The sequence below is a fragment of the Centipeda infelix ATCC 43532 genome, assembly GCF_000234095.1.
In the GTDB taxonomy this organism is placed as follows: domain Bacteria; phylum Bacillota; class Negativicutes; order Selenomonadales; family Selenomonadaceae; genus Centipeda; species Centipeda infelix.
Genome location: NZ_JH376799.1, coordinates 424,966 through 449,008, shown reverse-complemented (window position 1 = coordinate 449,008; position 24,043 = coordinate 424,966). Strand labels below are relative to the sequence as shown.

The 24,043-nt window shown below is 58.1% G+C and carries 22 protein-coding genes; all 22 read left to right on the top strand.

What is annotated here, in order from left to right; translation table 11 throughout:
• The first annotated feature begins 6 nt into the window (after positions 1 to 6).
• The 22 genes from HMPREF9334_RS08215 to HMPREF9334_RS08110 all read left to right on the top strand — a co-directional run bounded on the left by HMPREF9334_RS08215 (position 7) and on the right by HMPREF9334_RS08110 (position 24,014).
• Positions 7 to 1,626 (top strand): glycosyltransferase, encoded by a 1,620-nt coding sequence (locus tag HMPREF9334_RS08215; RefSeq protein ID WP_006693002.1) that lies wholly within the window; start codon positions 7 to 9, stop codon positions 1,624 to 1,626.
• A gap of 17 nt (positions 1,627 to 1,643) precedes the next feature.
• A complete protein-coding gene (locus tag HMPREF9334_RS08210) occupies positions 1,644 to 2,747 on the top strand; it encodes a DegT/DnrJ/EryC1/StrS family aminotransferase (RefSeq protein WP_006693001.1) in 1,104 nt (367 codons plus the stop codon).
• A gap of 143 nt (positions 2,748 to 2,890) precedes the next feature.
• Positions 2,891 to 5,554, top strand: coding sequence for a valine--tRNA ligase (locus HMPREF9334_RS08205; RefSeq protein WP_006693000.1), 2,664 nt, complete (start codon positions 2,891 to 2,893; stop codon positions 5,552 to 5,554).
• Between the two features lie 9 nt (positions 5,555 to 5,563).
• Entirely contained in the window at positions 5,564 to 6,865 is a 1,302-nt protein-coding gene (locus tag HMPREF9334_RS08200) for a bifunctional folylpolyglutamate synthase/dihydrofolate synthase (protein ID WP_006692999.1), read from the top strand.
• Positions 6,866 to 6,869: 4 nt separating this feature from the next.
• Complete coding sequence (locus tag HMPREF9334_RS08195; protein ID WP_006692998.1) at positions 6,870 to 8,216, top strand: O-antigen ligase family protein; 1,347 nt, start codon at positions 6,870 to 6,872, stop codon at positions 8,214 to 8,216.
• 2 nt (positions 8,217 to 8,218) lie between these two features.
• Complete coding sequence (locus tag HMPREF9334_RS08190) at positions 8,219 to 8,890, top strand: redox-sensing transcriptional repressor Rex (RefSeq protein ID WP_006692997.1); 672 nt, start codon at positions 8,219 to 8,221, stop codon at positions 8,888 to 8,890.
• Between the two features lie 236 nt (positions 8,891 to 9,126).
• Positions 9,127 to 10,623 (top strand): succinyl-CoA:acetate CoA-transferase ScpC, encoded by a 1,497-nt coding sequence (gene scpC, locus HMPREF9334_RS08185; RefSeq protein WP_006692996.1) that lies wholly within the window; start codon positions 9,127 to 9,129, stop codon positions 10,621 to 10,623.
• A gap of 82 nt (positions 10,624 to 10,705) precedes the next feature.
• Complete coding sequence (locus HMPREF9334_RS08180) at positions 10,706 to 12,352, top strand: acyl-CoA mutase large subunit family protein (protein ID WP_006692995.1); 1,647 nt, start codon at positions 10,706 to 10,708, stop codon at positions 12,350 to 12,352.
• A 92-nt stretch (positions 12,353 to 12,444) separates the two neighbouring features.
• On the top strand, positions 12,445 to 12,837 hold the full coding sequence (locus tag HMPREF9334_RS08175; protein ID WP_006692994.1) for a cobalamin B12-binding domain-containing protein: 393 nt from the start codon (positions 12,445 to 12,447) through the stop codon (positions 12,835 to 12,837).
• Between the two features lie 95 nt (positions 12,838 to 12,932).
• Positions 12,933 to 13,871, top strand: coding sequence for a methylmalonyl Co-A mutase-associated GTPase MeaB (gene meaB, locus HMPREF9334_RS08170; protein WP_006692993.1), 939 nt, complete (start codon positions 12,933 to 12,935; stop codon positions 13,869 to 13,871).
• Positions 13,872 to 13,912: 41 nt separating this feature from the next.
• Complete coding sequence (gene mce, locus HMPREF9334_RS08165) at positions 13,913 to 14,329, top strand: methylmalonyl-CoA epimerase (RefSeq protein WP_006692992.1); 417 nt, start codon at positions 13,913 to 13,915, stop codon at positions 14,327 to 14,329.
• Positions 14,330 to 14,410: 81 nt separating this feature from the next.
• Positions 14,411 to 15,940, top strand: a complete 1,530-nt coding sequence (gene mmdA, locus HMPREF9334_RS08160; protein ID WP_006692991.1) for a methylmalonyl-CoA decarboxylase subunit alpha — start codon at positions 14,411 to 14,413, stop codon at positions 15,938 to 15,940.
• A 12-nt stretch (positions 15,941 to 15,952) separates the two neighbouring features.
• Positions 15,953 to 16,090 (top strand): hypothetical protein, encoded by a 138-nt coding sequence (locus HMPREF9334_RS12330; RefSeq protein WP_006692990.1) that lies wholly within the window; start codon positions 15,953 to 15,955, stop codon positions 16,088 to 16,090.
• Between the two features lie 93 nt (positions 16,091 to 16,183).
• Complete coding sequence (locus HMPREF9334_RS08150; protein ID WP_006692989.1) at positions 16,184 to 16,579, top strand: biotin/lipoyl-containing protein; 396 nt, start codon at positions 16,184 to 16,186, stop codon at positions 16,577 to 16,579.
• Between the two features lie 139 nt (positions 16,580 to 16,718).
• Positions 16,719 to 17,522 (top strand): HAD family hydrolase, encoded by an 804-nt coding sequence (locus HMPREF9334_RS08145; RefSeq protein WP_006692988.1) that lies wholly within the window; start codon positions 16,719 to 16,721, stop codon positions 17,520 to 17,522.
• Positions 17,523 to 17,532: 10 nt separating this feature from the next.
• Positions 17,533 to 18,384 (top strand): histidinol-phosphatase, encoded by an 852-nt coding sequence (locus HMPREF9334_RS08140; RefSeq protein WP_006692987.1) that lies wholly within the window; start codon positions 17,533 to 17,535, stop codon positions 18,382 to 18,384.
• Between the two features lie 47 nt (positions 18,385 to 18,431).
• On the top strand, positions 18,432 to 19,322 hold the full coding sequence (locus HMPREF9334_RS08135) for a hypothetical protein (protein ID WP_006692986.1): 891 nt from the start codon (positions 18,432 to 18,434) through the stop codon (positions 19,320 to 19,322).
• Between the two features lie 42 nt (positions 19,323 to 19,364).
• Complete coding sequence (gene metA / locus HMPREF9334_RS08130) at positions 19,365 to 20,312, top strand: homoserine O-acetyltransferase MetA (RefSeq protein ID WP_006692985.1); 948 nt, start codon at positions 19,365 to 19,367, stop codon at positions 20,310 to 20,312.
• Between the two features lie 74 nt (positions 20,313 to 20,386).
• Positions 20,387 to 21,037, top strand: coding sequence for a hypothetical protein (locus HMPREF9334_RS08125; protein ID WP_039957466.1), 651 nt, complete (start codon positions 20,387 to 20,389; stop codon positions 21,035 to 21,037).
• 204 nt (positions 21,038 to 21,241) lie between these two features.
• Complete coding sequence (locus tag HMPREF9334_RS08120) at positions 21,242 to 22,150, top strand: hypothetical protein (RefSeq protein WP_006692983.1); 909 nt, start codon at positions 21,242 to 21,244, stop codon at positions 22,148 to 22,150.
• On the top strand, positions 22,143 to 23,456 hold the full coding sequence (locus tag HMPREF9334_RS08115; RefSeq protein ID WP_006692982.1) for an SH3 domain-containing protein: 1,314 nt from the start codon (positions 22,143 to 22,145) through the stop codon (positions 23,454 to 23,456). The genes HMPREF9334_RS08120 and HMPREF9334_RS08115 overlap by 8 nt, the downstream gene beginning before the upstream one ends.
• Before the next feature lie 45 nt (positions 23,457 to 23,501).
• Positions 23,502 to 24,014 carry a YbjN domain-containing protein gene (locus HMPREF9334_RS08110; protein WP_006692981.1) on the top strand — a complete coding sequence of 171 codons (513 nt, stop codon included), beginning with the start codon at positions 23,502 to 23,504 and terminating at the stop codon, positions 24,012 to 24,014.
• Positions 24,015 to 24,043: the final 29 nt, after the last annotated feature.

Below are 24,043 nucleotides of genomic sequence, written 5' to 3'. Positions count from 1 at the left end.
GCCGCTATGAATGACAGGAAAATCGCAGTCATTGCACAGTGCGATGTGGGCGGAGGCTCTGCCATCCGTTCGTATCTCGATGCAATTGATGTGCCATCGGGATTTACCGTGGAGCTGATTGAGGTATCTGTCGATGGGAATGTCGCTGCTGCCTATCAGCGTGCGATGCACGAGAGCGATGCGAAGTATAAGGTCTATTTGTCGGCGGGGAGCATCCTCTTGCGGCTGAATTTCTTTGCGGAGATGCTGCGCGTATTTGCGGAGGATCCCGCAATCGGCATTATGGGGCTCGTTGGCACAGCACAGCTCTCGACATCGGGGGAGCTTGGCGCATCGCCGATGCTCAAGGGCAGACTGCTCTATACCGATGATACCTCCTTTCATGGAGCGGCGGTCGAGGGGGCGACGGAGGAGGTCATGGCGGTGAGCCCAGATCTCATCGCCACACAGTACGATATCCCGTGGCGCAGTGACCTTTTTCATGGCGATTGTTTTTTTGCGGAAGCGCAGTGCATCGAATTTCGCCGCAAGGGGTATCGTACGGTCCTGCCGCAGCAGGATGATCCGTGGCTGCTCACACGTAAGCGGGCGTGTGCAGTGGATGAAGCGAGCCAAGAGGTGTTTCTCGACACGTATTCATCGGAGATTTATCCGCTCGTCTCGATCATTATTCCAACGTTTGAGCGGCCGCACTACTTCCGTCTCGCTCTTGAGAGCGTGCTTGCACAGACCTATCGCAATCTGGACATTTTCATCACGGACAACTCGCATAACACGGAGACGGCGGACATGATGCGGCGCGATTTCTCAAGCGATCCGCGCATTCACTACGAACATCATCCCTCCTATGGGGCACCGGAGAATTGGACACGTGCCCGCAGTTATGACAACGCGGATGCACACTATGTCAACTGGCTGATGGACGATGATCTCTTCCTGCCGGATAAGATTGCGGTCATGATGGACTGTTTCTTTGCACATCCCGATCTTAGTCTTGTCACCTCGTATCGGGAATGTATGGATGTGAACGGCAACAAGCTGCCGGATACGGACACGACGGCACCGATCACGAATGAATGCAAGAAGTTCAGCGGCGAACAAATTGGGGCAGGAATCCTCATTAGTTTAACAAATTTTATTGGAGAGCCGACCACGGCCCTGCTCCGAAAGGAGTTTTTGCGGGATGGACATGATTTTGGCTTTTCGGGAAAAGAGGGGAAGTATCTCATATCGGATTTCCCCATGTGGCTTCGATTGCTCAGTCAGGGCAATATGATGTATATTCCGACACCGCTCAGTAAATTTCGCATGCATCCGGGCAATGAGCAGCTGCAGTACAGAACCCGCGTCTGTGCTGCCATCTGTTGGGCACTGACGATCCGTGAGGCGATGGAGCGAGATCTGTTCCTCCATGATCTCGGTACGCGGCGCAAGGCAATTGTGGAATGGCTCAAGATGGCGAGCGAAGTCCTTCGGATTGCTGCGATGATTCCGGAGCTCTGGGCAGGGACGGAGTTCCACGATCTTCTATGTGTGTATGCAGCGATGGCGGAGGCCCTCCGCAAGGATTGTCGAATTGATTTTGATATTGACACGACGCTTGTGTTGCAGATGGACGAGGATTGATCGAGGGGAGGCGGGATATGAGCATCATGGTGACGCGGTCGTCGATGCCGCCGATGGAGGAGTACATCGCAGAGATTCGCGATATTTGGCAGTCGCGCTGGCTGACCAATATGGGGGCAAAGCATCAGGAGTTTCAATCAGCCCTGCGGAACTTTTTCGGCGCTGCGCAGGTCGAGCTCTTTACGAATGGGCACATGGCACTCGAACTCTCGCTGCAGGCGCTGAATCTCTCGGGTGAGGTCATCACGACACCGTTCACGTTTGCCTCGACGACGCACGCGATTGTACGCAACGGATTGGAGCCGGTATTCTGCGACATTGACCCGCATGACTATACGATGGATGTAACGAAGCTTGAGCTCTTGATTACAGAGCGCACATCTGCCATTATGCCTGTCCATGTCTATGGAAATGTCTGCCGCGTGGAGGAAATCGAGCGCATTGCCCGCAGATATGGGCTGAAGGTGATCTACGATGCCGCACATTCCTTCGGCGTGCGTTATCGGGGAAAGAGTACGGCAGTGTACGGGGATGTTGCGTGCTTCAGTTTCCACGCGACGAAGGTCTTTCACACCATCGAGGGCGGCGCGGCATGCTTTCGCGATGAGGAGCTTGGAAGGAAGTTGTATCGCTTGAAGAACTTTGGCATTCGCGATGCGGAGTGTGTCGACGGTGTCGGCTCGAATGCGAAGATGAACGAGTTCTGTGCGGCGATGGGGCTGTGCAATCTGCGTCATGTAGAGGAAGATATCGCGCGGCGCAAGGTCGTTGCGGAACGCTATCGCGAACGGCTGGAAGGCATCGACGGCGTGCAGCTGAACACACCGCAGGCGGATGTCGTGCCGAACTATGCCTATTTCCCCGTTGTGTTCGATGAAAAGGCATTTGGCAGCACACGCGACGAGGTCTTTGCTGCATTGGAACGGGCGGATATACACAGCCGCAAGTATTTCTATCCGCTCACAAATACGTTTGACTGCTTCCGCGGCAAGTATGATGTGGAACAGACCCCCGTTGCCCGTTCTGTTGCGGATCGCGTGCTGACACTGCCGATCTATCCGGATCTGGAGGAGGCTGCGGTGGATCGTATTTGCGAAGTGATCCTTTCGTGCAGGAGCTGAACCGCTGATAAAGACTCCTGTGTGTCATTCTTGCAAAATACGTCGATTTATGCTAATCTTATCGTTGCAATAATAGCATTGACGACGTGCGGACGCCCTCGTCCCCTCGGGACGGGGGCGTTTCTTTCGGGAGGAACAGATTGATGAGCCAGGAATCCGGTGCAAATATTCCAAAGACATACGACCCGCAGAGCTTTGAGCGCAAATGGTACGCATATTGGGAAGAACACAATCTTTTTCACGATGCGGCGGATGAATCACGCGAGCCGTACAGTGTGGTGATCCCGCCGCCGAATGTGACGGGGCAGCTCCACATGGGGCACGCACTCGACGAAACGCTGCAGGACATTCTCGTGCGCTATCAGCGGATGCGCGGAAAAAATGTTGTCTGGATTCCCGGCTGCGACCATGCGGGCATCGCGACGCAGGCAAAGGTGGAGGAGAGTCTGCGTGCGGAGGGGACGAACCGCTTTGCACTCGGGCGTGAGAAGTTCCTCGCGCGCGTCTGGGACTGGAAGCAGCAGTACGGCGACCGCATCATGTATCAGCTGCGCATGCTCGGCGCGTCCTGCGACTGGGAGCGCGAGCGGTTCACGATGGACGAGGGCTGTTCACGTGCGGTGCGCGAGGTGTTCGTGAGCCTCTATGAGCAGGGGCTGATCTATCAGGGCACGCGCATCACGAATTGGTGTCCGAGCTGCTCGACGGCGATCTCCGACATCGAGGTCGAGCATGAGACGGAGGAGGGGCATCTCTGGCATCTTCGCTATCGGATTGAGGGCACGGACGACTACGTTGAAATTGCAACGACGCGTCCCGAGACGATGTTCGGCGATACGGGTGTCGCGGTGCACCCCGACGATGAACGCTACAAGCACCTCGTGGGCAAGACGTTGATCCTGCCTGTGGTGGAGCGTCGCATTCCCCTCTTTGCGGATGCGTACGTCGATCCCGCATTTGGTACGGGTGCGGTCAAGGTGACGCCGGCGCACGATCCGAACGACTTTGAGATGGGGCTGCGCCACAATCTTGAACAGGTGGTCGTCATCAATGCCGACGGCACGATGGGCGAGGGCGCAGGAAAGTACAAGGGTCTTGACCGTTACGAATGCCGCAGGAAGCTCGTGCAGGAGCTCGCGGAAATCGGCGCACTCGTGCGCACGGAGAAGCACGAGCACTCGGTCGGGCACTGCTCGCGCTGCAAGACGACGATCGAGCCGCTCGTCTCGAAGCAGTGGTTTGTCCGCATGGAGGATCTGGCGAAGCACGCCATCGCGGCAGTGAAGGACGGACGCATCCGCTTCGTCCCCGAACGCTTTACCAAAATCTATGAAAACTGGCTTGAGAATATCCGCGACTGGTGCATCTCGCGCCAGCTCTGGTGGGGGCATCGCATTCCCGCATGGCACTGTGAGGACTGCGGTGAGACCTCTGTTTCGCGTACGGACATTACGGCGTGTATGCACTGCGGCAGCACGCATATCCATCAGGATGAGGACGTGCTCGATACGTGGTTCAGCTCCGCGCTCTGGCCGTTCGAGACGATGGGCTGGCCCGAGCAGACAGTGGATCTGCGCCATTTCTATCCGACAGCGACGCTCGTCACGGGCTACGACATCATCTTCTTCTGGGTGGCTCGTATGGTCATGATGGGGCTGCGGTTCGGCGGCGATGTGCCGTTCCGCGATGTGTTCATCCACGGGCTTGTACGCGACAGCGAGGGGCGCAAGATGTCGAAGTCGCTCGGCAACGGCATCGACCCCGTGGAGGTCATTGAGAAGTACGGCGCGGACACGCTGCGCTTCATGCTCATCACGGGCAACACACCGGGCAACGATATGCGCTTCTATTGGGAACGCGTCGAGGCGGCGCGCAATTTTGCAAATAAAATTTGGAATGCATCGCGCTATATGCTGATGAACCTTGAGGGCGCGGACGATGCGTTTGTGCCCGAGGAGAGCGACTATACGCTTGCCGACCGTTGGATCCTTACGCGCTCTGCCGAGACGGCGCGCGCGGTGACGGCGAACCTTGAGAACTACGAGCTCGGCGAGGCGGGACGCGCCATCTATGAGTTCCTGTGGAGCGAGTTCTGCGACTGGTACATCGAGCTGACGAAAGCACGTCTCTATGACAAGGAGAATGTGCGTGCAAAGAACACTGCGCTCTACGTCCTGCGTACGGTGCTGGAGCGCACGATGCGCCTCCTGCATCCCTTTATGCCGTTCCTTACCGAGGAAATCTGGCAGAAGCTGCCGCACGAGGGGCACAGCATTATGCGTGCACCGTGGCCTGAGGTCGATGAAAAGGAAATTGACGCAGAGGCAGAGGCGGCGATGACCGCGATCATGGAGGTCATCAAGGTGACACGCAACCTGCGTGCGGAGCTCGGCACGCCCCCGGGCAAGAAGAGTGCGCTCCTCCTGCGCGTGCGCGATGCGGCACTTGCCGATGTGTTTGCGGCGCATACGGACTATTTCCACGCGCTTGCCTCGGCATCCGAGGTGACCTTCCTCGCAGAGGCCGCACCCGATCCGGAGAACGTCGTCACGGGCGCACTCGCGGGGGCGGCGGTCTATCTGCCGCTCGCGGGGCTCATAGACGTGGAGAAGGAGACCGCGCGTCTGACGAAGGAGCGCGATAACCTCGAAAAGGAGATTGCACGCCTTTCGGGCAAACTCGCGAACGCGGGCTTTACATCGAAGGCTCCTGCGGCGGTTGTGGCCGCGGAGCGCGAAAAGCTCGCGGGCTATGAGGAGAAGATCGGGCTCATCCGCAGCCGCCTCGCGGATCTGGCGAAGCTCTGAGGTGTGCCGATGAACTATGCGGAAGCCCTTCTCTATCTCGATGAACTGAATACGTTCGGCATTCGTCTCGGACTTGCACGCATGGAGGAGCTCTGTGCACGTTTGGGGAATCCAGAGCGATGTTATGCGACTATTCACATTGCGGGCACGAACGGCAAGGGTTCTGTCACGCAGATGATGGATGCCGTCTGCCGTGCGTCGGATGTCCGTGCAGGGCGCTATCTCTCGCCGCATCTCATCTCCTATACGGAGCGTATGAGCGTGGACGGGCACGATATTTCCGAGGAGCGGTTTGCAGAACTCCTCACGCGCGTGCGCACGGCTGCAGACGAAATGGTCGCGGCGGGGCACGAGCACCCGACACAGTTCGAGGCTCTGACCGCGCTTGCGTTTCTCTACTTTGCTGAGGAGCAGGTCGAGATCGCTGTGATTGAGACGGGGCTTGGCGGACTGCTCGACTCGACGAACGTCGTCGAACCTGCGCTCACGATCATTACAAATGTGGCGATGGATCACGCCGACCGCTGCGGCGGAACGCTCGCGGGCATCGCGGAGCACAAGGCGGGCATCATCAAGGAGGGCGTGCCCGTCATCACGGCAGCGACGGGAGAGCCCTTGGAGATCATCGAGCGGCGTGCGGAGGAACTCGGTGCGGATGTCTTTGTCTGCGGCGAGGACTTTTCGGCCGAACTCCTCTTTCCACAGGAGGGGGGGCAGCGCGTTGCCTTCCACTCCGCTCTCTGCCGTGCGCCGGAGCCGTTCGATCTCGCGCTCGCGGGGGTGTATCAGGCGGAGAACGCCGCGCTCGTCATCATGGCGGCAACGCTCCTCGAGCGTGAGGATGCGCGCTTTACAGAGGCCGCACTGCGTACGGGGCTGCGCACAGTGCGCCATCCCGCGCGGTTTGAAATCCTCACGCAGGAGAATCTGCCCGTCGTCATCGACGGTGCGCACAATCCTGCGGGGATGTGCGCCCTGCGTGCGGGACTGGATGCGTATTTTCCCGATCTGCCCCGCGTTTTCCTGCTCGGCATCCTGAAGGACAAGGATATCGACGCGATGCTCGCCGCACTCCTGCGCTCGGGAGATACGGTTATCACTGTGCGCCCAAACTCGGAACGTGCGGCGAGCGCAGACGTGGTCGCCGCTGTAACGCTTGGGATGGGGCTTGAGAGTCACGCTTGCAGCGATGCGGCAGAGGGGCTTGTACAGGCGGGGGCGCGCGCACGGGAACGCGGTGCGCTGCTCGTTGTCGCGGGATCGCTCTATCTCGTGGGCGGCATTCGTGCGCTCCTCACGGCGGGGAGGTGACGGCATGGCAGAGGATTCTTTTCAGGAGCGGCGGCGCGTTCTGCGCCGTCGCCGTTGGGGCGGACGCATGGCGCGCATCATGATGTACGCTGTCATTGCCGAGGCTTTCCTCATCCCTCTCGCACCGCTTGTAGCGATGGTTGCTTTGCTCCTCGGCTGCGCGGCGATGCTCCTGCGTCTGCGGATCGATCGGAACTTTCACCTGCATCGGCTGCCGTACGATGCGCCCGCGCTGCTCTTTGTCGTCATCGGTCTCCTGTCCGTGGCGGTTGCGCCGGACAAGGCATTCAGTTTCTATAACTTCTACCATCTCGTGCCCATCTACGCTCTGACTTACCTGCTCGCGGGACAGACCCTGCGGAAAACTCGTGAGCTGCAGCGCGTTGTGTTTGCGATGGCACTGTCGGCGGCACTCGTTATTCTCTACGGCTTTTATCAGTTCGTCTTTGGCATCGACATTGCGGCGATGAAATGGGTGGATGGGGAGGCGTTCCCCGAACTCTCGAAGCGCGTTTTCTCGACGTGGGAGAATCCGAACATCCTCGCGGGCTATCTGGACATCGTCGCCTGTGTCGCCGTCGGACTGATCGGCGTTCTGCAGCGCGGCTGGCGCATCCTTGCAATTCTCCTGCTCGTCGCCGCACTCGCGTGCCTCGGCATGACCTATGCACGCGGTGCGTGCCTTGTCGTTGCCCTCGTACTGGCGGGCTACGGTGCACTGCGCGATTGGCGCATCCTCCTCGGGATCGTCATCGTCGGAGCGGGGGCGCTTCTCGCCGATCCCGTACTTGCGGATCGACTGCTCTCCGTCTTTACGCGCATTGATACCTCCTCGGAAATGCGGCTCGCATTCTGGGAGAGCACGGTCGCGATGGTGATGGATCATCCCTTCCTCGGCATCGGATGGGGGATGTACTTCATGGTCTACCCCGAGTACGACTTTTACTTGCAGGGTGCCCCTGTACAGATCGTCCACGCACACAATATGTACTTGAACTATGCGGCGGAGATCGGTGTCCCCGGCGCACTGTCGTTTCTCTGGTTCTTCTTCGGCACGCTTGTCCTCGCCTTTCGTATGCCGCGCAGGACACCGCCGTGGGAGACGGTGCTCGCTGCGCATGAACATGAGTGGCACACGGTTGCCGATGTGCGTGCGGCACTCGGCCGCTGGCGCAGACGGCGTTTTGTCGAGGGGCTCTCGACCGGGCTCGGTCTTGCGTTCATCTCTGTTGCACTGAACGGGCTCACAGATCATCTGCTCTTTAATATACCGTCCTCTATGCTGCTTTGGATGCTCGCCGCCGTGACTGCGGCGGTGTATGCAGTTGCGGAGGAGATGAAGGAAGAATGACGATGCAGGAAAACCTATCGATATCGAAGGCAACGGTTGACCGTCTGCCGCGCTACTATCGCTGTCTGCGTCAGCTGGCGGACGAGGACGTGGAGATTGCCTCCTCGGAGGAGCTCGGCCGCCGCCTTGCCATCAACCCCGAACAAATTCGGAAAGACTTAGCGCTTTTTGGGCAGTTCGGAAAAAAGGGCGTGGGTTACTACGTTGCGGAGCTCAAGGAGAGCATCGGTTCGATTTTGGGATTGGATCAACATTGGAACGTCGCGATCATTGGGATGGGACATTTGGGAGCTGCGCTTGCAAACTATCAGGGAATCACCCGCCTCGGCTTCCGACTTGCCGCCATTTTCGATGTCAATCCTGTTGTCATCGGAACGCGTGTCGGGGAGCGGCGCGTGGAGGACATTGCCTACCTTGCGGAGATCATTGCAGAGCGTGATATCCGCATCGGCGTCATTGCCGTCCCCGCAGCAGCGGCACAGGATGTTGCCGACAGACTAGTCGCGGCGGGCATTCGCGGGATTTGGAATTTTGCACCGGTCAACTTACGCGTGCCTTCGCACATCCCGTTTGTCAGCGAGGATCTGTCCGTCGGACTTAGTAGTTTGTCGTATTATCTGGCACATGTGAGTACGGACTCACATGTGCTATCAGACAAAAATCCATTAATTTGACGCTTGCTTGCCCTTTTTTTCACAAATCACAGAAAATGCCGTCAATGTAATCTTGACGGCATTTTTTTTTCGTGCTATCCTATGGAAAGATATAATTGACTTATGCACCTACGATAACTTGTAGTTATTTAGAACATTCCTGCCGTGAATAGTAGAACACGACGAAATACGAGTTCTGAAGTGCTGCAAGAGCGTTTTGTGCATCGGTCGGATGAGCATCAAAGGGAGGTTTTTCTATGATCGATATTTCCGATCGCATTCCCAAGTCCCTAGCGGACAAGGTTGTCAGTGCAGAGACGGCGGCAGAGTACTTTGCCGACGGCATGACCATCGGTGCCAGCGGCTTTACGCCGTCCGGCTATCCGAAGGCGGTCACGCTTGCCATCGCCGAGCGCATGAAGAAGAATCCGTTCAAGGTGAACATCTGGACGGGCGCTTCGACAGGGCCGGAGCTCGACGGTGCGCTCGCAGAGGCGGGCGGAATCAAGCAGCGTCTGCCGTATCAGACGAATACGCCGCTGCGCAATGCGATCAATTCCGGTCTCGTGAACTACATCGACATGCACCTCTCCGAGGTTGCGCAGCAGTCGCGTGAGGGATTCCTCGGCAAGATCGATGTTGCTCTTGTGGAGGCAGTCGCCATCACCGAGGAGGGCATCATCCCCTCGACCTCAGTCGGCAACACACCGTCCTTCATCCAGAGCGCGGACGTGGTCATCGTCGAGGTGAATACGAGCCAGCCGATGGAACTCGTCGGTATGCATGACATCTACATCCCTCTGGACCCGCCGAACCGTCTGCCGATTCCCATCACAAAGGCGGGCGACCGTATCGGCACAACCTTCATGCCGTGCCCGCTTGAGAAGATCAAGTACATCGTTCCGTGTGACATCACGGACAAGACGCGCGCACTCGCTCCGGTTGACGACATCGCACGCAAGATGGGGCAGTTCACGGTCGATCTCCTCAAGAAGGAAATCGCCGAGGGACGTATGCCGAAGGGGCTTCTCCCACTGCAGTCGGGCGTTGGCAACGTGGCGAACGCGGTCATTGCGGGCTTTGTCAGCTCCGACTTCACGGATCTTGAGGTCTATACCGAGGTCATCCAGGACGGTATGTTCGATCTGGCGGATGCGGGCAAGCTGAAGTTTGCATCGGGCACGGCGTTCTCGCCCTCCCCCGAAGGTCTCCAGCGCTTCTACAAGGACATCGACAAGTACAAGAAGATCATGATGCTCCGCCCGCAGGAGATCTCGAACAACCCCGAGGTCGTGCGTCGTCTCGGCGTCATCGCGATGAACACGGCGATCGAGGTCGACATCTACGGCAACGTCAACTCCACGCACGTCACGGGCACGAAGATGATGAACGGCATCGGCGGCAGCGGCGACTTTGCACGCAACGCCTACCTCACGATCTTCTACACGCAGTCCGAGGCAAAGGGCGGCAAGATCTCCTCGATCGTTCCGTTCTGTTCGCACATCGACCACGGTGCACATGATGTCGACATCGTCATCACGGAGCAGGGTGTCGCCGATCTGCGCGGCAAGAGCCCGCGTGAGCGCGCACACGAGATCATCAACAACTGTGCACATCCCGACTATCGTCCGCTCCTGCTCGACTACTACGAGCGTGCATACGCGGCGACCAAGGGAGCACAGACACCGCATCTCCTCGATGAGGCGCTTTCCTTCCATCAGCGCTTCCTTGCGACGGGGTCGATGCAGAAATAATCATATTTAGATAAAAAGGGCAAAAAGCCCTTTAGGGTATAACCCAAATAAGAGAAATGAAAAGGTAAAGGAGAACACTTTCATGAGCAATGAAAACATCCAGGCGGGGCTTGACAAGTACAATGCTACCGTAGAAAAGGCAACAGCGAAATTCCCCGCGCGTCCCCACATCCCCGAGCAGGGGCTCTACACCCCGCTCGACATCAAGGAGACGGACTATGCGGAGGACATCGGCTTCCCCGGTGTCTATCCCTATACCCGTGGTGTTCAGCCGACGATGTATCGCGGACGCTTCTGGACGATGCGTATGTACGCAGGATTCTCCACAGCGGAGGAGTCCAACAAGCGTTACCGTTACCTCATCGAGAGCGGCGCAACGGGACTTTCGTGTGCATTTGACCTCCCGACGCAGATCGGCTATGACTCCACGGATACCATCGCAGAGGGCGAGGTCGGCAAGGTCGGCGTTGCGATCGATTCGCTCGCGGACATGGAGATCCTCTTTGACCAGATTGACCTCGGCAAGGTTTCCACGTCCATGACAATCAACGCCCCCGCGTCCGTCCTCCTCGCGATGTATATCGCCGTGGCGGAGAAGCAGGGCGTGTCGGCAGACAAGCTCAAGGGCACGATCCAGAACGACATTCTGAAGGAGTATGCGGCACGCGGCACATACATTTTCCCGCCGCGCCCGTCCATGCGCCTCATCACGAACATTTTTGAATATTGCTCCAAGAACGTCCCGAACTGGAACACCATCTCCATCTCGGGTTACCACATCCGCGAGGCCGGCTCCACGGCATCGCAGGAAATTGCATTCACCATTGCGGACGGCATTGCCTACGTCGAGGCCGCCATCAAGGCAGGGCTCAGCGTCGATGACTTCGCGGGACGCCTCTCCTTCTTCTGGAACGCACACAACAACGTGCTCGAGGAAGTGGCGAAGTTCCGCGCATCCCGTCGCATCTGGGCGAAGGTCATGAAGGAACGCTTCAAGGCGGAAAAGCCCAAGTCCATGATGCTTCGCGTCCATACACAGACGGCGGGCTCCATGCTGACCGCACAGCAGCCGAACAACAACATCGTCCGCGTTGCGCTCCAGACAGCAGCTGCTGTCATGGGCGGCACGCAGTCGCTCCACACGAACTCCCGCGACGAAGCACTTGCGCTTCCGACGGAGGACTCGGTTATGGTCGCACTTCGCACGCAGCAGATCGTTGCGTACGAGAGCGGGCTCGCCGATGTCATTGATCCGCTCGCAGGCTCCTATTACGTCGAGGCGATGACAAACCGCATTGAGGCAGAGGCTTGGGAGTACATCAAGAAGATTGACGATCTCGGCGGCGCAGTTGCGGCGATCGAGAAGGGCTACATCCAGAAGGAGATTCAGGACAGCGCCTACAAGTGGCAGATGGACGTCGAGTCCGGTGCCCGTGTCATCGTCGGTGTCAACAAGTTCCAGGTGGAGGAAGAGGCCCCGAAGAATCTGCTCCGTGTCGATGCATCCGTCGGCGAGAAGCAGAAGGCGAAGGTCGAGGCGATGAAGGCGAAGCGCGACAATGCTGCCGTTCAGGCGGCTCTTGCCGACCTCAAGGCGGCGTGCGGCGACGAGAACGAGAACCTCATGCCGCACATCCTCGCGGCGGTCAAGACCTACGCGACGCTCGGCGAAATCTGCGGCGTCATGCGCGAGGTCTTCGGCGAGTACGAGGCGCACGTCAATCTGTAAGCCTTGGCGCTTTGACACAACGGTTGTATTGGTGAATGCAGTGGGGGCACGCCGCCCGCGTGGCGGCGGCCCCATTCAGGAGGAATATAAAAATGGCAGAGAAAATCAGAGTGCTCGTTGCAAAGCCGGGTCTGGATGGTCATGACCGCGGCGCGAAGGTCGTCGCCCGCGCCCTGCGCGATGCAGGATTCGAGGTCGTTTACACAGGCCTTCGTCAGACCCCCGAGGAGATTGCCGAGGCAGCTCTGCAGGAGGACGTGAACGTCGTTGCGATGAGCATTCTCTCAGGTGCGCATCCGCATCTCTTCCCGAAGGTTGTGAACCTGCTGCGCGAGAAGGGCATGAACGATGTGCTTGTCATCGGCGGCGGGGTCATCCCCGAGGGCGACATCCCCGCACTCAAAGACGCGGGTGTTGCCGCCGTCTTCACGCCCGGCACACCGACCGGCGAAGTGGTTGACTTCATTAAGGAACATGTGGCGTAACAACGTCATTTGAAAGGATGGATGACAGGCAGGAGAATCTTTTGTCTGTCATCCATTCCCCTGTATGGAGTTGACTGCGCGAAGGAGGTGGGCGCATGGATATTGCAGCCGAAGTGCTGAAAGGAAACCGCCTCGCACTCTCGCGAGCCATCACGGCGATCGAGAATGAGCGTGAGACGGCGACCGACATTATGAAGGCGCTCTATCCGCATACGGGACATGCCTATGTGCTGGGCATTACCGGCCCTCCGGGTGCGGGCAAAAGCACCATGACGGACAAGATTGCCAAGGAATACCGCAAGCGCGGGAAAACCGTCGGCATCATCGCCGTCGACCCCACGAGCCCCTTTTCCGGCGGCGCCATTCTGGGCGACCGCATCCGTATGAACGACCTGACGCTCGACGAGGGCGTTTTTATCCGCAGCATGGGTACGCGTGGCAGCCTCGGCGGCCTCTCGCACAAGACGGCTGACGCGGTGAAGGTCATGGATGCGTTCGGCAAGGACATCATCTTTGTCGAGACCGTCGGTGTCGGGCAGTCCGAGGTGGATATTGTGCGGGCGGCGGACACAACGATGGTTGTACTGATTCCGGGCATGGGCGATGACATCCAGGCGATCAAGGCGGGCATCCTTGAGATCGGCGACGTGTTCGCCATCAACAAGTCCGATCTTGACGGCGCGGATAAGCTCGTCCGTGAGATCAATATGATGCTGGATCTGGACGATCACATGTCCGACTGGCGGCCGCCGATCCGCAAGGTCGTCGCGAATCGCGGCGACGGGATCGCGGAGCTGGTCGACACCATTGAGGAACATCGCAGCCACATTGAGGGGAACGGTGTTCTCACCGAGCGGCGCACGCGCCGCACACGCGATGAGATGCTGGACATCCTGCATGCGGGCGTCCGGCGGAGCATCGAACGCCGCATTGTCGATACGGGCAGGCTCGATGACTATGTGGCGAAAATCAAGGCGCATGAGACCGATCCATATACTGTGGTCGGCGATGTCATGGCCGAAATGTTATCTTAAAACGTGGAAATTGACAGCAATTTCCCAAGGAGGAAGCACCTATGTTCAAAGTTCTGGCAGTGGATCACATCGGCATTGCCGTGAAGGATCTCGAAGAGGGGAAGAATTTCTGGTCGGACGTGATCGGTATCCCCTGCACGGCTGAGGAGACGGTTGCCGAGCAGAAGGTCACAACAACATTCCACCCGACCCCGAACAAGAGCGAGATCGAGCTGCTGATCGGCACGGCGGACGACAGCCCGATCACGAAATACATCGAGAAGAAGGGCGAGGGCATCCAGCACATCGCTCTGCGCGTCGACAATATCGAGAACGCAATTGCCGACCTCATGGCAAAGGGCGTCAAGATGATCGACGAGAAGCCGCGCATCGGTGCGGGCGGCGCGAAGATTGCGTTCCTGCATCCGAAGTCGACGAAGGGCGTTCTCCTTGAGATCTGTGAGCATGAGGATCGCTGAGGCCGCCACCGCACATGACGCATATTCCCCGCAGGGCACTTCATTCCGGTGTTTTGCGGGAAGATATACAGGAGGGATATGATGTCCACAGTCCAGGAAAAAATTGAGCTCATGCTGGAGAAGAAAGAGCATCTTATGCAGGGCGGCGGTGCGAAGAGCATCGAGAAGCAGCACAGCAAGGGTAAGCTCACCGCACGTGAGCGCCTGAACCTGCTCTTCGATGAGGACAGCTTTGTCGAGCTGGATATGTTCGTACGCCATCGCTGCACCAACTTCGGGCAGGACAAGAAGGAACTGCCGGGTGAGGGCGTTGTAACGGGCTACGGCACGGTGAACGGCCGCCTTGTCTATGCATTCGCACAGGACTTCACGGTCGAGGGTGGCTCGCTCGGAGAGAAGCACGCACACAAGATCTGGAAGGTCATGGACCTCGCGATGAAGATGGGGGCACCCTGCATCGGCATCAACGATTCGGGCGGCGCGCGTATCCAGGAGGCGGTCGACGCTCTCTCGGGCTACGGCGGAATCTTCTACCGCAACACGAAGTCTTCGGGTGTCATCCCGCAGATTTCCGTCATCATGGGACCCTGCGCGGGCGGCGCGGTTTACAGCCCTGCACTTACGGACTTCATCTTCATGGTGAAGAACACGAGCCAGATGTTCATCACGGGCCCTGCCGTCATCAAGTCCGTTACGGCGGAGGAGGTCACGGCGGAGGCACTCGGCGGTGCGATGACGCACAACAGCCGCTCCGGCGTTGCGCATTTCGCGGCGGAGAACGATGAGGACTGCATTGACCAGATCCGCTATCTGCTCTCCTTCCTCCCGAGCAACAACATGGAGGAGACCCCGCGCGTCGAGACGGGCGATGATCCGAACCGTCAGGATGAGAGCCTGAACACACTCATTCCCGATAATCCGAATGCGCCGTACGACATGAAGGATGTCATCCGTGCGCTCGTCGACAACGGCGAGTTCTACGAGGTGCACCAGCATTTCGCGACGAACATCATCTGCTGCTTCGCACGCTTTGACGGCCGTACGGTCGGCATCATCGCGAACGAGCCGAACGTCATGGCAGGCTGCCTTGATGTCGACGCGTCCAACAAGTCGGCGCGCTTCATCCGCTTCTGCGATGCATTCAACATCCCGCTTGTCAACCTCGTCGACGTGCCCGGTTTCCTGCCTGGGGTTGATCAGGAGTACAGCGGCATCATCCGCCACGGCGCGAAGATGCTCTACGCATACAGCGAGGCGACGGTGCCCAAGGTCACGGTCATCACGCGCAAGGCGTACGGCGGTTCCTACATCGCAATGTGCAACCGTGAGCTCGGTGCGGATCAGGTCATGGCGTGGCCGACCTCCGAGATCGCAGTCATGGGACCTGCGGGTGCGGCGAACATCATCTTCCGCAAGGATCCGGACAAGGATGCGCGTACGGCAGAGTACATCGAAGAGTTCGCAACCCCGTACAAAGCGGCAGAGCGCGGCTACATCGACATGGTCATCACGCCGAGCGAGACGCGCCCCTACATCATCACGGCACTCAACGCGCTTTCGAGCAAGCGTGAGGACAACCCCGCAAAGAAGCACGGGAACATTCCGCTCTAAGGGAGGAACAACATGGCTGCAAACACTGTTGCACCGGAGATCGTCGCTGCCATCACCGCCGCCGTTCAGTCGGCGATGGGGTCGAAGGTTGTCGCCGTGCGTATCAAACCCGCTGAGGTTTGGACGCTCGCCAACCGCAGCAATCTGTGAGGAATCCCTGTATACGCAGGAAGTCTGTCGCGGGGGAAGCATCAATGAAACGGCGTGCTTCCCTTGGGAATATAAATGTTGGAGGAATAACACATGAAGAAGTTCAACATCACGGTCAACGGCACTGCTTATGAGGTTGAGGTCGAAGAGGTACGCGCAGCGGGCGCGGCTGCTCCGGCGGCTGCACCGCGTGCGGCTGCACCCGCACCTGCAGCTGCACCGGCACCTGCGGCTCCCGCAGCTCCTGCAGCACCGGCTGCAGCAGCGGGTGCAGGCGAGCAGTCTGTGGACGCTCCGATGCCCGGCAAGATCATCGAGGTCAAGGTCTCGGTCGGACAGGCAGTCAAGGCGGGCGACACGCTTCTCATCCTCGAAGCGATGAAGATGCAGAACGAGATCGCTGCACCCGCAGACGGCACGGTCAAGGCGGTCAACGTCACGGCAGGCCAGTCGGTCAAGGTGCGCGACGCTCTCGTTATCCTCGGCTAATCTCTGCATAGACCACTTGGGGAGCTCCGATCGGGGCTCCTTTTTATTGTGCGCTAATTCTACGTACTTCTTTTCATTGCGGGGAAAATCATTCTTTGTTATAATAAGACCATTGTATACAATGGGAAGGAGCGACAGGATGATACGGCTGATCTTTTCGGATATGGACGGAACACTGCTCGACGACAACGGAGATCTGCCCGCAGAATTCGGTGTGGTGTATGCGCGACTGAAGGAGCGCGGCATTCGATTTGCGCCCGCCTCGGGACGGCAGTATGCCTCACTTGTACGGACATTCATGCCGTGGAAGGACGAGATGCTCTTTCTTGCCGAGAACGGGACGATGGTGATGGAGGGTGACAGGGAGCTCTTCACGAGCCCCGTGGATCTGGCGATGGCACTTGAGGTCATGCGTACGGGCGAGGAGCTGCCCGGCGTGCAGTCCGTTTTCTGCGGGAAGCGGCAGGCGTACTTGTATCCGGCAGACGATGTGCCGAACTTCCGCACGGAACTCGTGAAATACATTTCGCAGTCAACAGTGGTGGAGGACTTCGCCGCAGTGGACGATGAACCGATCAAGATGGCGTTCTGCGACCTCACGGGCAATGCGGAGCGGACAATTCTGCCCGCGATGCAGCAGTATGCAGATCGCATGCAGGTGACACTCTCGAGCGCGGTATGGGTCGATGTCTACGCGCAGGGCGTGAGCAAGGGGGTTGCCGCACAGCGCGTGCAGGAACAGTTGGGGTTGACCCCTGATGAATGCGCTGCGTTTGGCGACTATGAGAACGATCTCGAACTCATGGATGCCGTGACGTACAGCTTTGCGATGGAGAACGCGATTCCTGCGGTGAAGGCGCGTGCGCGTTACCGTGCCCCGAGCAATCGCGTACACGGCGTTATGTCCGTCTGTGAGCAGATTCTTGCGGGCGAGTTTGACTGAGGAAATCAATATGCGCTTTGACTATCATATGCACCTCGAATACGGTTCGTACGATGAAAACTACGCCGAGGGCTTCGTTCGCGCGGCAGAGGGACGCGGTGTCTATGAGATCGGCTTTTCCGAGCACTCACATACCTTTCCCGAGTTCGAGCAGCTCTATTACGACGATCTCATCCTCGACGACAGTTTTGTCGGCAGCTTTCAGCGCAAATGGCTGAAGACAAATAAGTTCAAGTACACGCTCGACGAATACTTTGCATTCATTGAGAAACTGCAAAAGAAACACAAGGTACGCGCGGGCATCGAGGTCTGCAACTTTCAGGATCAGGAGGCGGTCGCAAAGATCCTCAAGGCGTATCCCTTTGACTATGTGATCGGGTCCGTGCACTTTCTGCACGGATGGGCATATGACACGGGGGCGATCGTGGCAGAGTGGGACAACCACCCCCTCACGGACATCTACGAATGGTACACGCAGGAGGTGGAAAAGCTCGCATCGTCGGGGCTTTACGATGCCCTCGGGCATCCGTTTAACATTCGTCTTTACCGTCACTTCCCTGATTTCGATGTTACACCGTACCTCGAACGCGTGGCGCAGGCGATGAAGGCGGCGGACATGATTGTCGACCTTAACACGGGGACGTACTACCGTTACCCCGTGAAGGAGTTTTCGCCGTATGCGGACTTTATGCGTGTGGCGCGGGCGTACGATCTGCCGCTGATTACCACCTCGGATGCGCATAAGCCGGAGGACTGTGCGCGCTACAACGAGGAGGCAGTACAGTACGCGCGCTCCTTTGGGTTTACGGAGCAGATTCATTTTACAGGTGCACGCGAGAGAGAGAGCGTCGCACTGGTGTAGGGAGCATGCCGTGAGACAAGGGCTGTTGTCATAAAGGAGAGCATGAGATGAGCACGAGGATACGATATGGAGCAGGGCTGCTGCTGACCTTCCTATGTCTGCTGGTACTATGCCCCATCACCTTTGCCGAGGAGGGCAGGGCGTGGACATGGCTGAGTTCCAATGACAAATATTCCAAATTCTACGATCCTGCGTCCGTGCGCGTGACGCAGCGTCTTGCCTCGTCTGCGGGCGGACAGGGCATCCCGTCCGAACTCGTGGGGGGGATCAAGACTACGTTCAGCTATGAGGGCGCGGAGGAGACCATCCGCAACTACAAGATTGGGCACGTCATTCCAAACCCAAGCCAGCTCTCATACTCCGTCGCGCAGGTGCGCGTGTCCCCGCAAAACCGCTCGCTGCAATACATCAGTGAGACGTTCTACGATGCAGCGGGCAATGTCCTCTGGTCGAAGGGCGAGGGAACGGAGAAAGAGATGAACTCCCAGCAGTTCGACGAGGAGTTCTACGCGGCGCTCGTTGACACGGTGTTCCGTCAGGGGGAGATGGACCGGCTGCGTGCGGATGATCGGTGGATTATCCTCTGGTCGGATGAAACCGCTTCCGGCGTCAAGACGCAGGTCACGGCGGATACCTCGACGATGCGCCGCGTGCGTGACAACCTGATCTTCTGGGCGTGGACAGAGGTGCGTGACGCAAAGGGCAAGGCAATTGAGATCAAATTCGACAAGCGTGCGGTCAATCTGCCGCAAGGCACCGAACGCATCGTCACGGGGAAATACTGGTCGCCTATGGACGGCTGGCAGCCGCTTGACGACGGCTACGAAGGTGCGTATCGCATGATCGCCCGCGATACGCCTGAGGCACGCGGTCTCGTTCGCCTGCGTGCCTTTGCAGACGGTTACAGCACTTGGGTGAAACGCTATCAGGCACAGTAATGCGGGCACTATGGGGGTCAAGAGGAAAGGGAATGGAACACAATGCCGATTAAGATACCGAATAATCTGCCTGCGACTAATGTCCTTGAGAGTGAAAACGTCTTTGTCATGAATGCGGCGCGCGCGTATGGGCAGGACATCCGACCGCTGCGCATCCTCATTCTGAACCTTATGCCGATCAAGGACGTGACGGAGACGCAGCTCCTGCGCCTCCTCGGGAATACCCCCTTGCAGGTGGAGGCGGACTTTATCTACACGGAGTCCTACATTCCATCGCACACGTCACGCGACTATCTCACGGAGTTCTATGGGACGTTTGCCGAGGTGCGGCACAAGAAGTACGATGGCTTCATCATCACGGGGGCACCGATCGAACAGCTGCCGTTTGAGCGCGTCGCCTACTGGGATGAGGTCTCCGAGATCATGCAGTGGAGCCGCAAGCACGCCTACTCCACGTTTCACATCTGCTGGGGTGCGCAGGCGGGGCTTTACTACCATTACGGCATTCCGAAGCACTGGACGGAAAAGAAGATCTTCGGCGTCTATGAGCACCGTACCTGCGTGCAGCATGAGCCGCTCCTGCGCGGCTTTGACGACGTGTTCTATGTGCCCCACTCGCGGCATACGGAGACGCGGCGTGCAGATATTGCGCGCGTGCCCGAGCTGACCGTCCTTGCCGAGGGGGATGCGGGCGTTTACATCATTGCGAACCTGCGTCGCCGCCAGTTCTTCATCACGGGGCACGCCGAGTACGATCCGATGACGCTCAAGTCGGAGTACGACCGCGACCTTGCGGCGGGACTCGATCCCGGCATTCCGTGCAACTACTACCCCGAGGATGATCCGAGCCGTGCGCCTCTTGTGCGCTGGCGCAGCGTCGCCCACCTCCTCTTTGCGAACTGGCTGAACTACTACGTCTATCAGGGCACGCCGTACGAGTTGGACAGCCTCGACAATGCGGATGACTGGGAGCTGCATTCGGGACTTTGAGATTTCAGTAAAAATTCAGTTTTTTGGTCTAGCATAGGGGCATTGAAAAAAACTATTGGATGGGAGCGATGAGCGTGCAAAAAAAATGGGGGGCGGCACTCCTCCTCTGCGGGGTTCTGCTGATGGGCGCACGTCCTGCTGCGGCCGCCGAGGAGATCCCGAAGCACATCTACGAATGGGTGCAGTCAACCGCACGGCAGGGTTACTATTTCAACAAGGAATACATTCAGTACGCAGTGGATGCGCACGGTTACATTGACCTTACAAAGATTGTCGTTCCGACACTCCGCGTCTATGATGAGATCCAGATCCAGGATGTTGTGTCCAAGCGGCGTTGGCGTATGCTGCCGCTTGACGGCTACAGTGACCTCTCAGGTGCGGCGGAGTATCTGATGATCGACCTCGCCGCGGGCGTTGTGCACGTCACCGTGCATGAGGATCTGGACAGCGAATGGGGGGCGCTCTCGCGCGATGAAAATGCGAAGGAGATCAAACTCGCCGCACTTTCGGAGAAGGATGTCGAAAAGAAGTTCTTCGATGCGATCATCAACTATTCAGTCGGTCATCAGGAGGAGATGATCCGCCGTTCGCGCGGTATACTTAGCGATGCGGACCGTACGGCTCTGGAGAAGAAGCATGAAGTCGCTGCGGATGAGGTCGCCAATGCCCATGAAAAGCCCGTGAAGAAGGACCGGAAAGAAAAAAAGAAGAAGAAAGAATCGTAAAAGAACGGTCACCCGCATGGCAAAGGCGGTGACCGTTCTTTTTTGTAGCTTTTTCTTGAAAAACAAGGTATAATAGAGGCGGGAAGAACCGATAACTTCGATACCGCCATCGTGGCGCGCTGTTTTTTGTCAGCGATTTTATCAGCGATTTCTTGGGGAAATCACAGATTTCCTCAGAACTGCCGGCAAAGGAAGGGACGACGCATGACAGATAAGGAATGGATGCAGCTTGAACTGAATCGCATGGTAAAGGCTGAGGGGGGGAAGGTCAGCGTTGAACGCATGACCGAGATCGTTTCGGAACTGAATCAGCGACTGCGCGAGAATCCGAATCTGCCGCGTGAGGTGAATACGCTCACTGCGGACGAACTGATCGCACGCGCACGCAAGAAGACAGGGGAGGAGCGCTACCGCATCATCAAGCGGATTCTGCGCATGGAGCCGGACAACATCACGGCAGCGTGCATGCGGATCGAGTATCTCGCCAAGAATGCCGATGACCGCATCCATCACTACGAGGATCTGACACGCAAGGCGACAGCAAGGCTCCAAGCAGAGGGTATATTCTCCGAGGAGAACATCGGCAAGTTCTGGCAGCTGCCGGCAACGAAGCCCTACATGTTCCTGCGCCTGTCCTATCTCGAATCACTCATTGGGGCACGCAAGCTGCGTCTTGCGGCAAAGGAATGCGCGGAGATGCTCCGTCTGTCTGAGCTCGATGCACTCGGACGCCGCTATCAGCTCATGTTCATCTATTCGGCGATCGAGGAAGGCGATGCGGCGATCGAACTCTATCAGCGCTACGAGGAGGGCGTGGCGATGATGTACCTGCCACTCACGATGCTGTTCTATCGTCTCGGCAAGATGAAGATGGCGCGTAACTTCCTCAAGGAACTCGCATCCGTCAACACAGATACGGAGGCATTCTTTGAGCGTGGGGTAAATGGGGATCTGCCCAAGCGTGCGCCGGGACGCCATGCCGGCTCGTTCGCCATCGGCACGATGGAGGAGTTCGGGGAGGCGGTGACGGACAATAGCTTTGCCTTCGTCGGCATGGATGCCTTCTTCGCGTGGGGGCTGAGCGAGCTGCGCGGAGAGCAGGAGAGTGCCTGACGGATTTTTCCGCTTTCTGCGATGGACATGCGCCTTTGGTGTATTCCCTGCCATTCTGCTGATCTGCATACCCGCGTACGCAGCGCTGCCCGTCGAGGGAGCGGCGGCAACTGCGGACTATTGGACGCGTACGGGCAACGATGTGTTCCTCATTACGACGGAGGAGAACGAGGAACACACGCAGGATCTCGTCACGAAAGGACTCGTACATGACCTTCCCGCTGCATCTGTATCTCGTTCGGGATTTTCTGTTCGGTCGCTGATTCGCCAGGCGGCACAGGGAGAGGACGAGGCACTGCCCGATCTCTATGATGGTGCTCAGCCGCTTACCCCTGCAGTGTGGCAGCAGGTGTGTGACAATCGTGCCCTTGCGCGTGTGGGAGCGCGTGTGACGGTTCAACCTGCCGTCGCCGTCCGCCGTGCTGATGTGCGGCTGCTGCCGACAGCAGCGGGATGGTACGAATCCCCCAGCGACGTGCGTTACGATGCCCTGCAGGGCACCGTGCTCGATCCGGGGGAAGCGGTTCTCGTGCTCCACAGATCGGCGGATGCGCGTTTCGCCTTCGTCGAGACGCGGGACTACTACGGCTGGGTCGATGAGCGCGCGATCGCGGACACGGACTGGAGGTCATGGCTTGGATTCGCCGCTCCCGAGGAGTTCTTCACCGTGACGGCGGCGCAGCTGCGGATCGAGGAGCTGGGGCTTCTTTATCAGCTCGGGGCTAAGATTCCGGGCGTGCGGGCGGAGGATGGGACATTTCATCTTTTCCTTCCTGAGCGGGATGTCGGGGGGCATCTCACTGTTCGGGAATATCATCTGCCCGATGACGGCGGCCTCACTGCAGGATATCTGCCCGCGACCCGCAACAACCTCATACGTCTCGCCTTTTTGCCACTTCACACTGCGTACGGTTGGGGTGGAGCGAATGAGGGGATGGACTGTTCGTCCTATGTTCAGAACGTCTATCGTGCGATGGGGATCAGCCTCCCGCGCGATGCGCATATGCAGGAACGCTCCTGTCTGCTCCTGCCTCTTGCCGGATTGTCTGCGGCGGAGCGTTATGCCCTGCTTGCGGATGTGCCGCCGGGCGCACTCCTCTTTCGTCTCGGTCATGTCATGCTCTACCTTGGGCGGGATGCGGGGGGCATACCGCTCGTGATTCATGACATCAGCAGTTACTACGAGAACGGCGAAAAGAAGTACATCAGACAGGTCGTCGTCTCAACACTTGATTTTCAAAACGAATGCGGCACTGCTGCGATCGATACGCTTGACGGTATCGGCTTGATTGCTCCGGCGCCATGAAATGGGGATATTGCTCTCGGACGAGGGCAGATATGGAGGGGACAAATGGGACTCTTTGACGGATTCAAGGGCGGTGAACAAGCCACCATGGGGATCAGTGACGCACTAAAGGCGGAGCTGGATCGGAACGAATGGAACTATGAGATCAGCAACGAGAATGATCAAAACCGCCAGGAAACATACTTTTATATGCGGAACGAGCTCGAAAACGACGAGCCCATTACTGCAGTGGTTGTTGTGCGTGAATATGATCATGCCGACGGTTTTATCAAGATCAAGCTCTATGACATAGCCTATCTTGAGAATGCGGAGGAGCGTGCGCCGCTCCTGGCAAAGATCAACACGTGGAATGTTGAGTTTCGCTATGTGAAGTTCTGTCTTGATCGCGACCAGGATGTTGTGCTCGACATAGATCTTCCGCTTGACCTGCACAAGGGGGCGTTTCAGCCCAGCAGCGTTATGGCGATGATGGGGGTCGGTATGCAGGTAGTCGAGAAGGTCTATCCCGAGCTGATGGATCTGTGCACGCGCGGGCATAAGCCGGGCTCGGAGGAATGAACCGCGCGGATTCCGAAATACGCAAATTG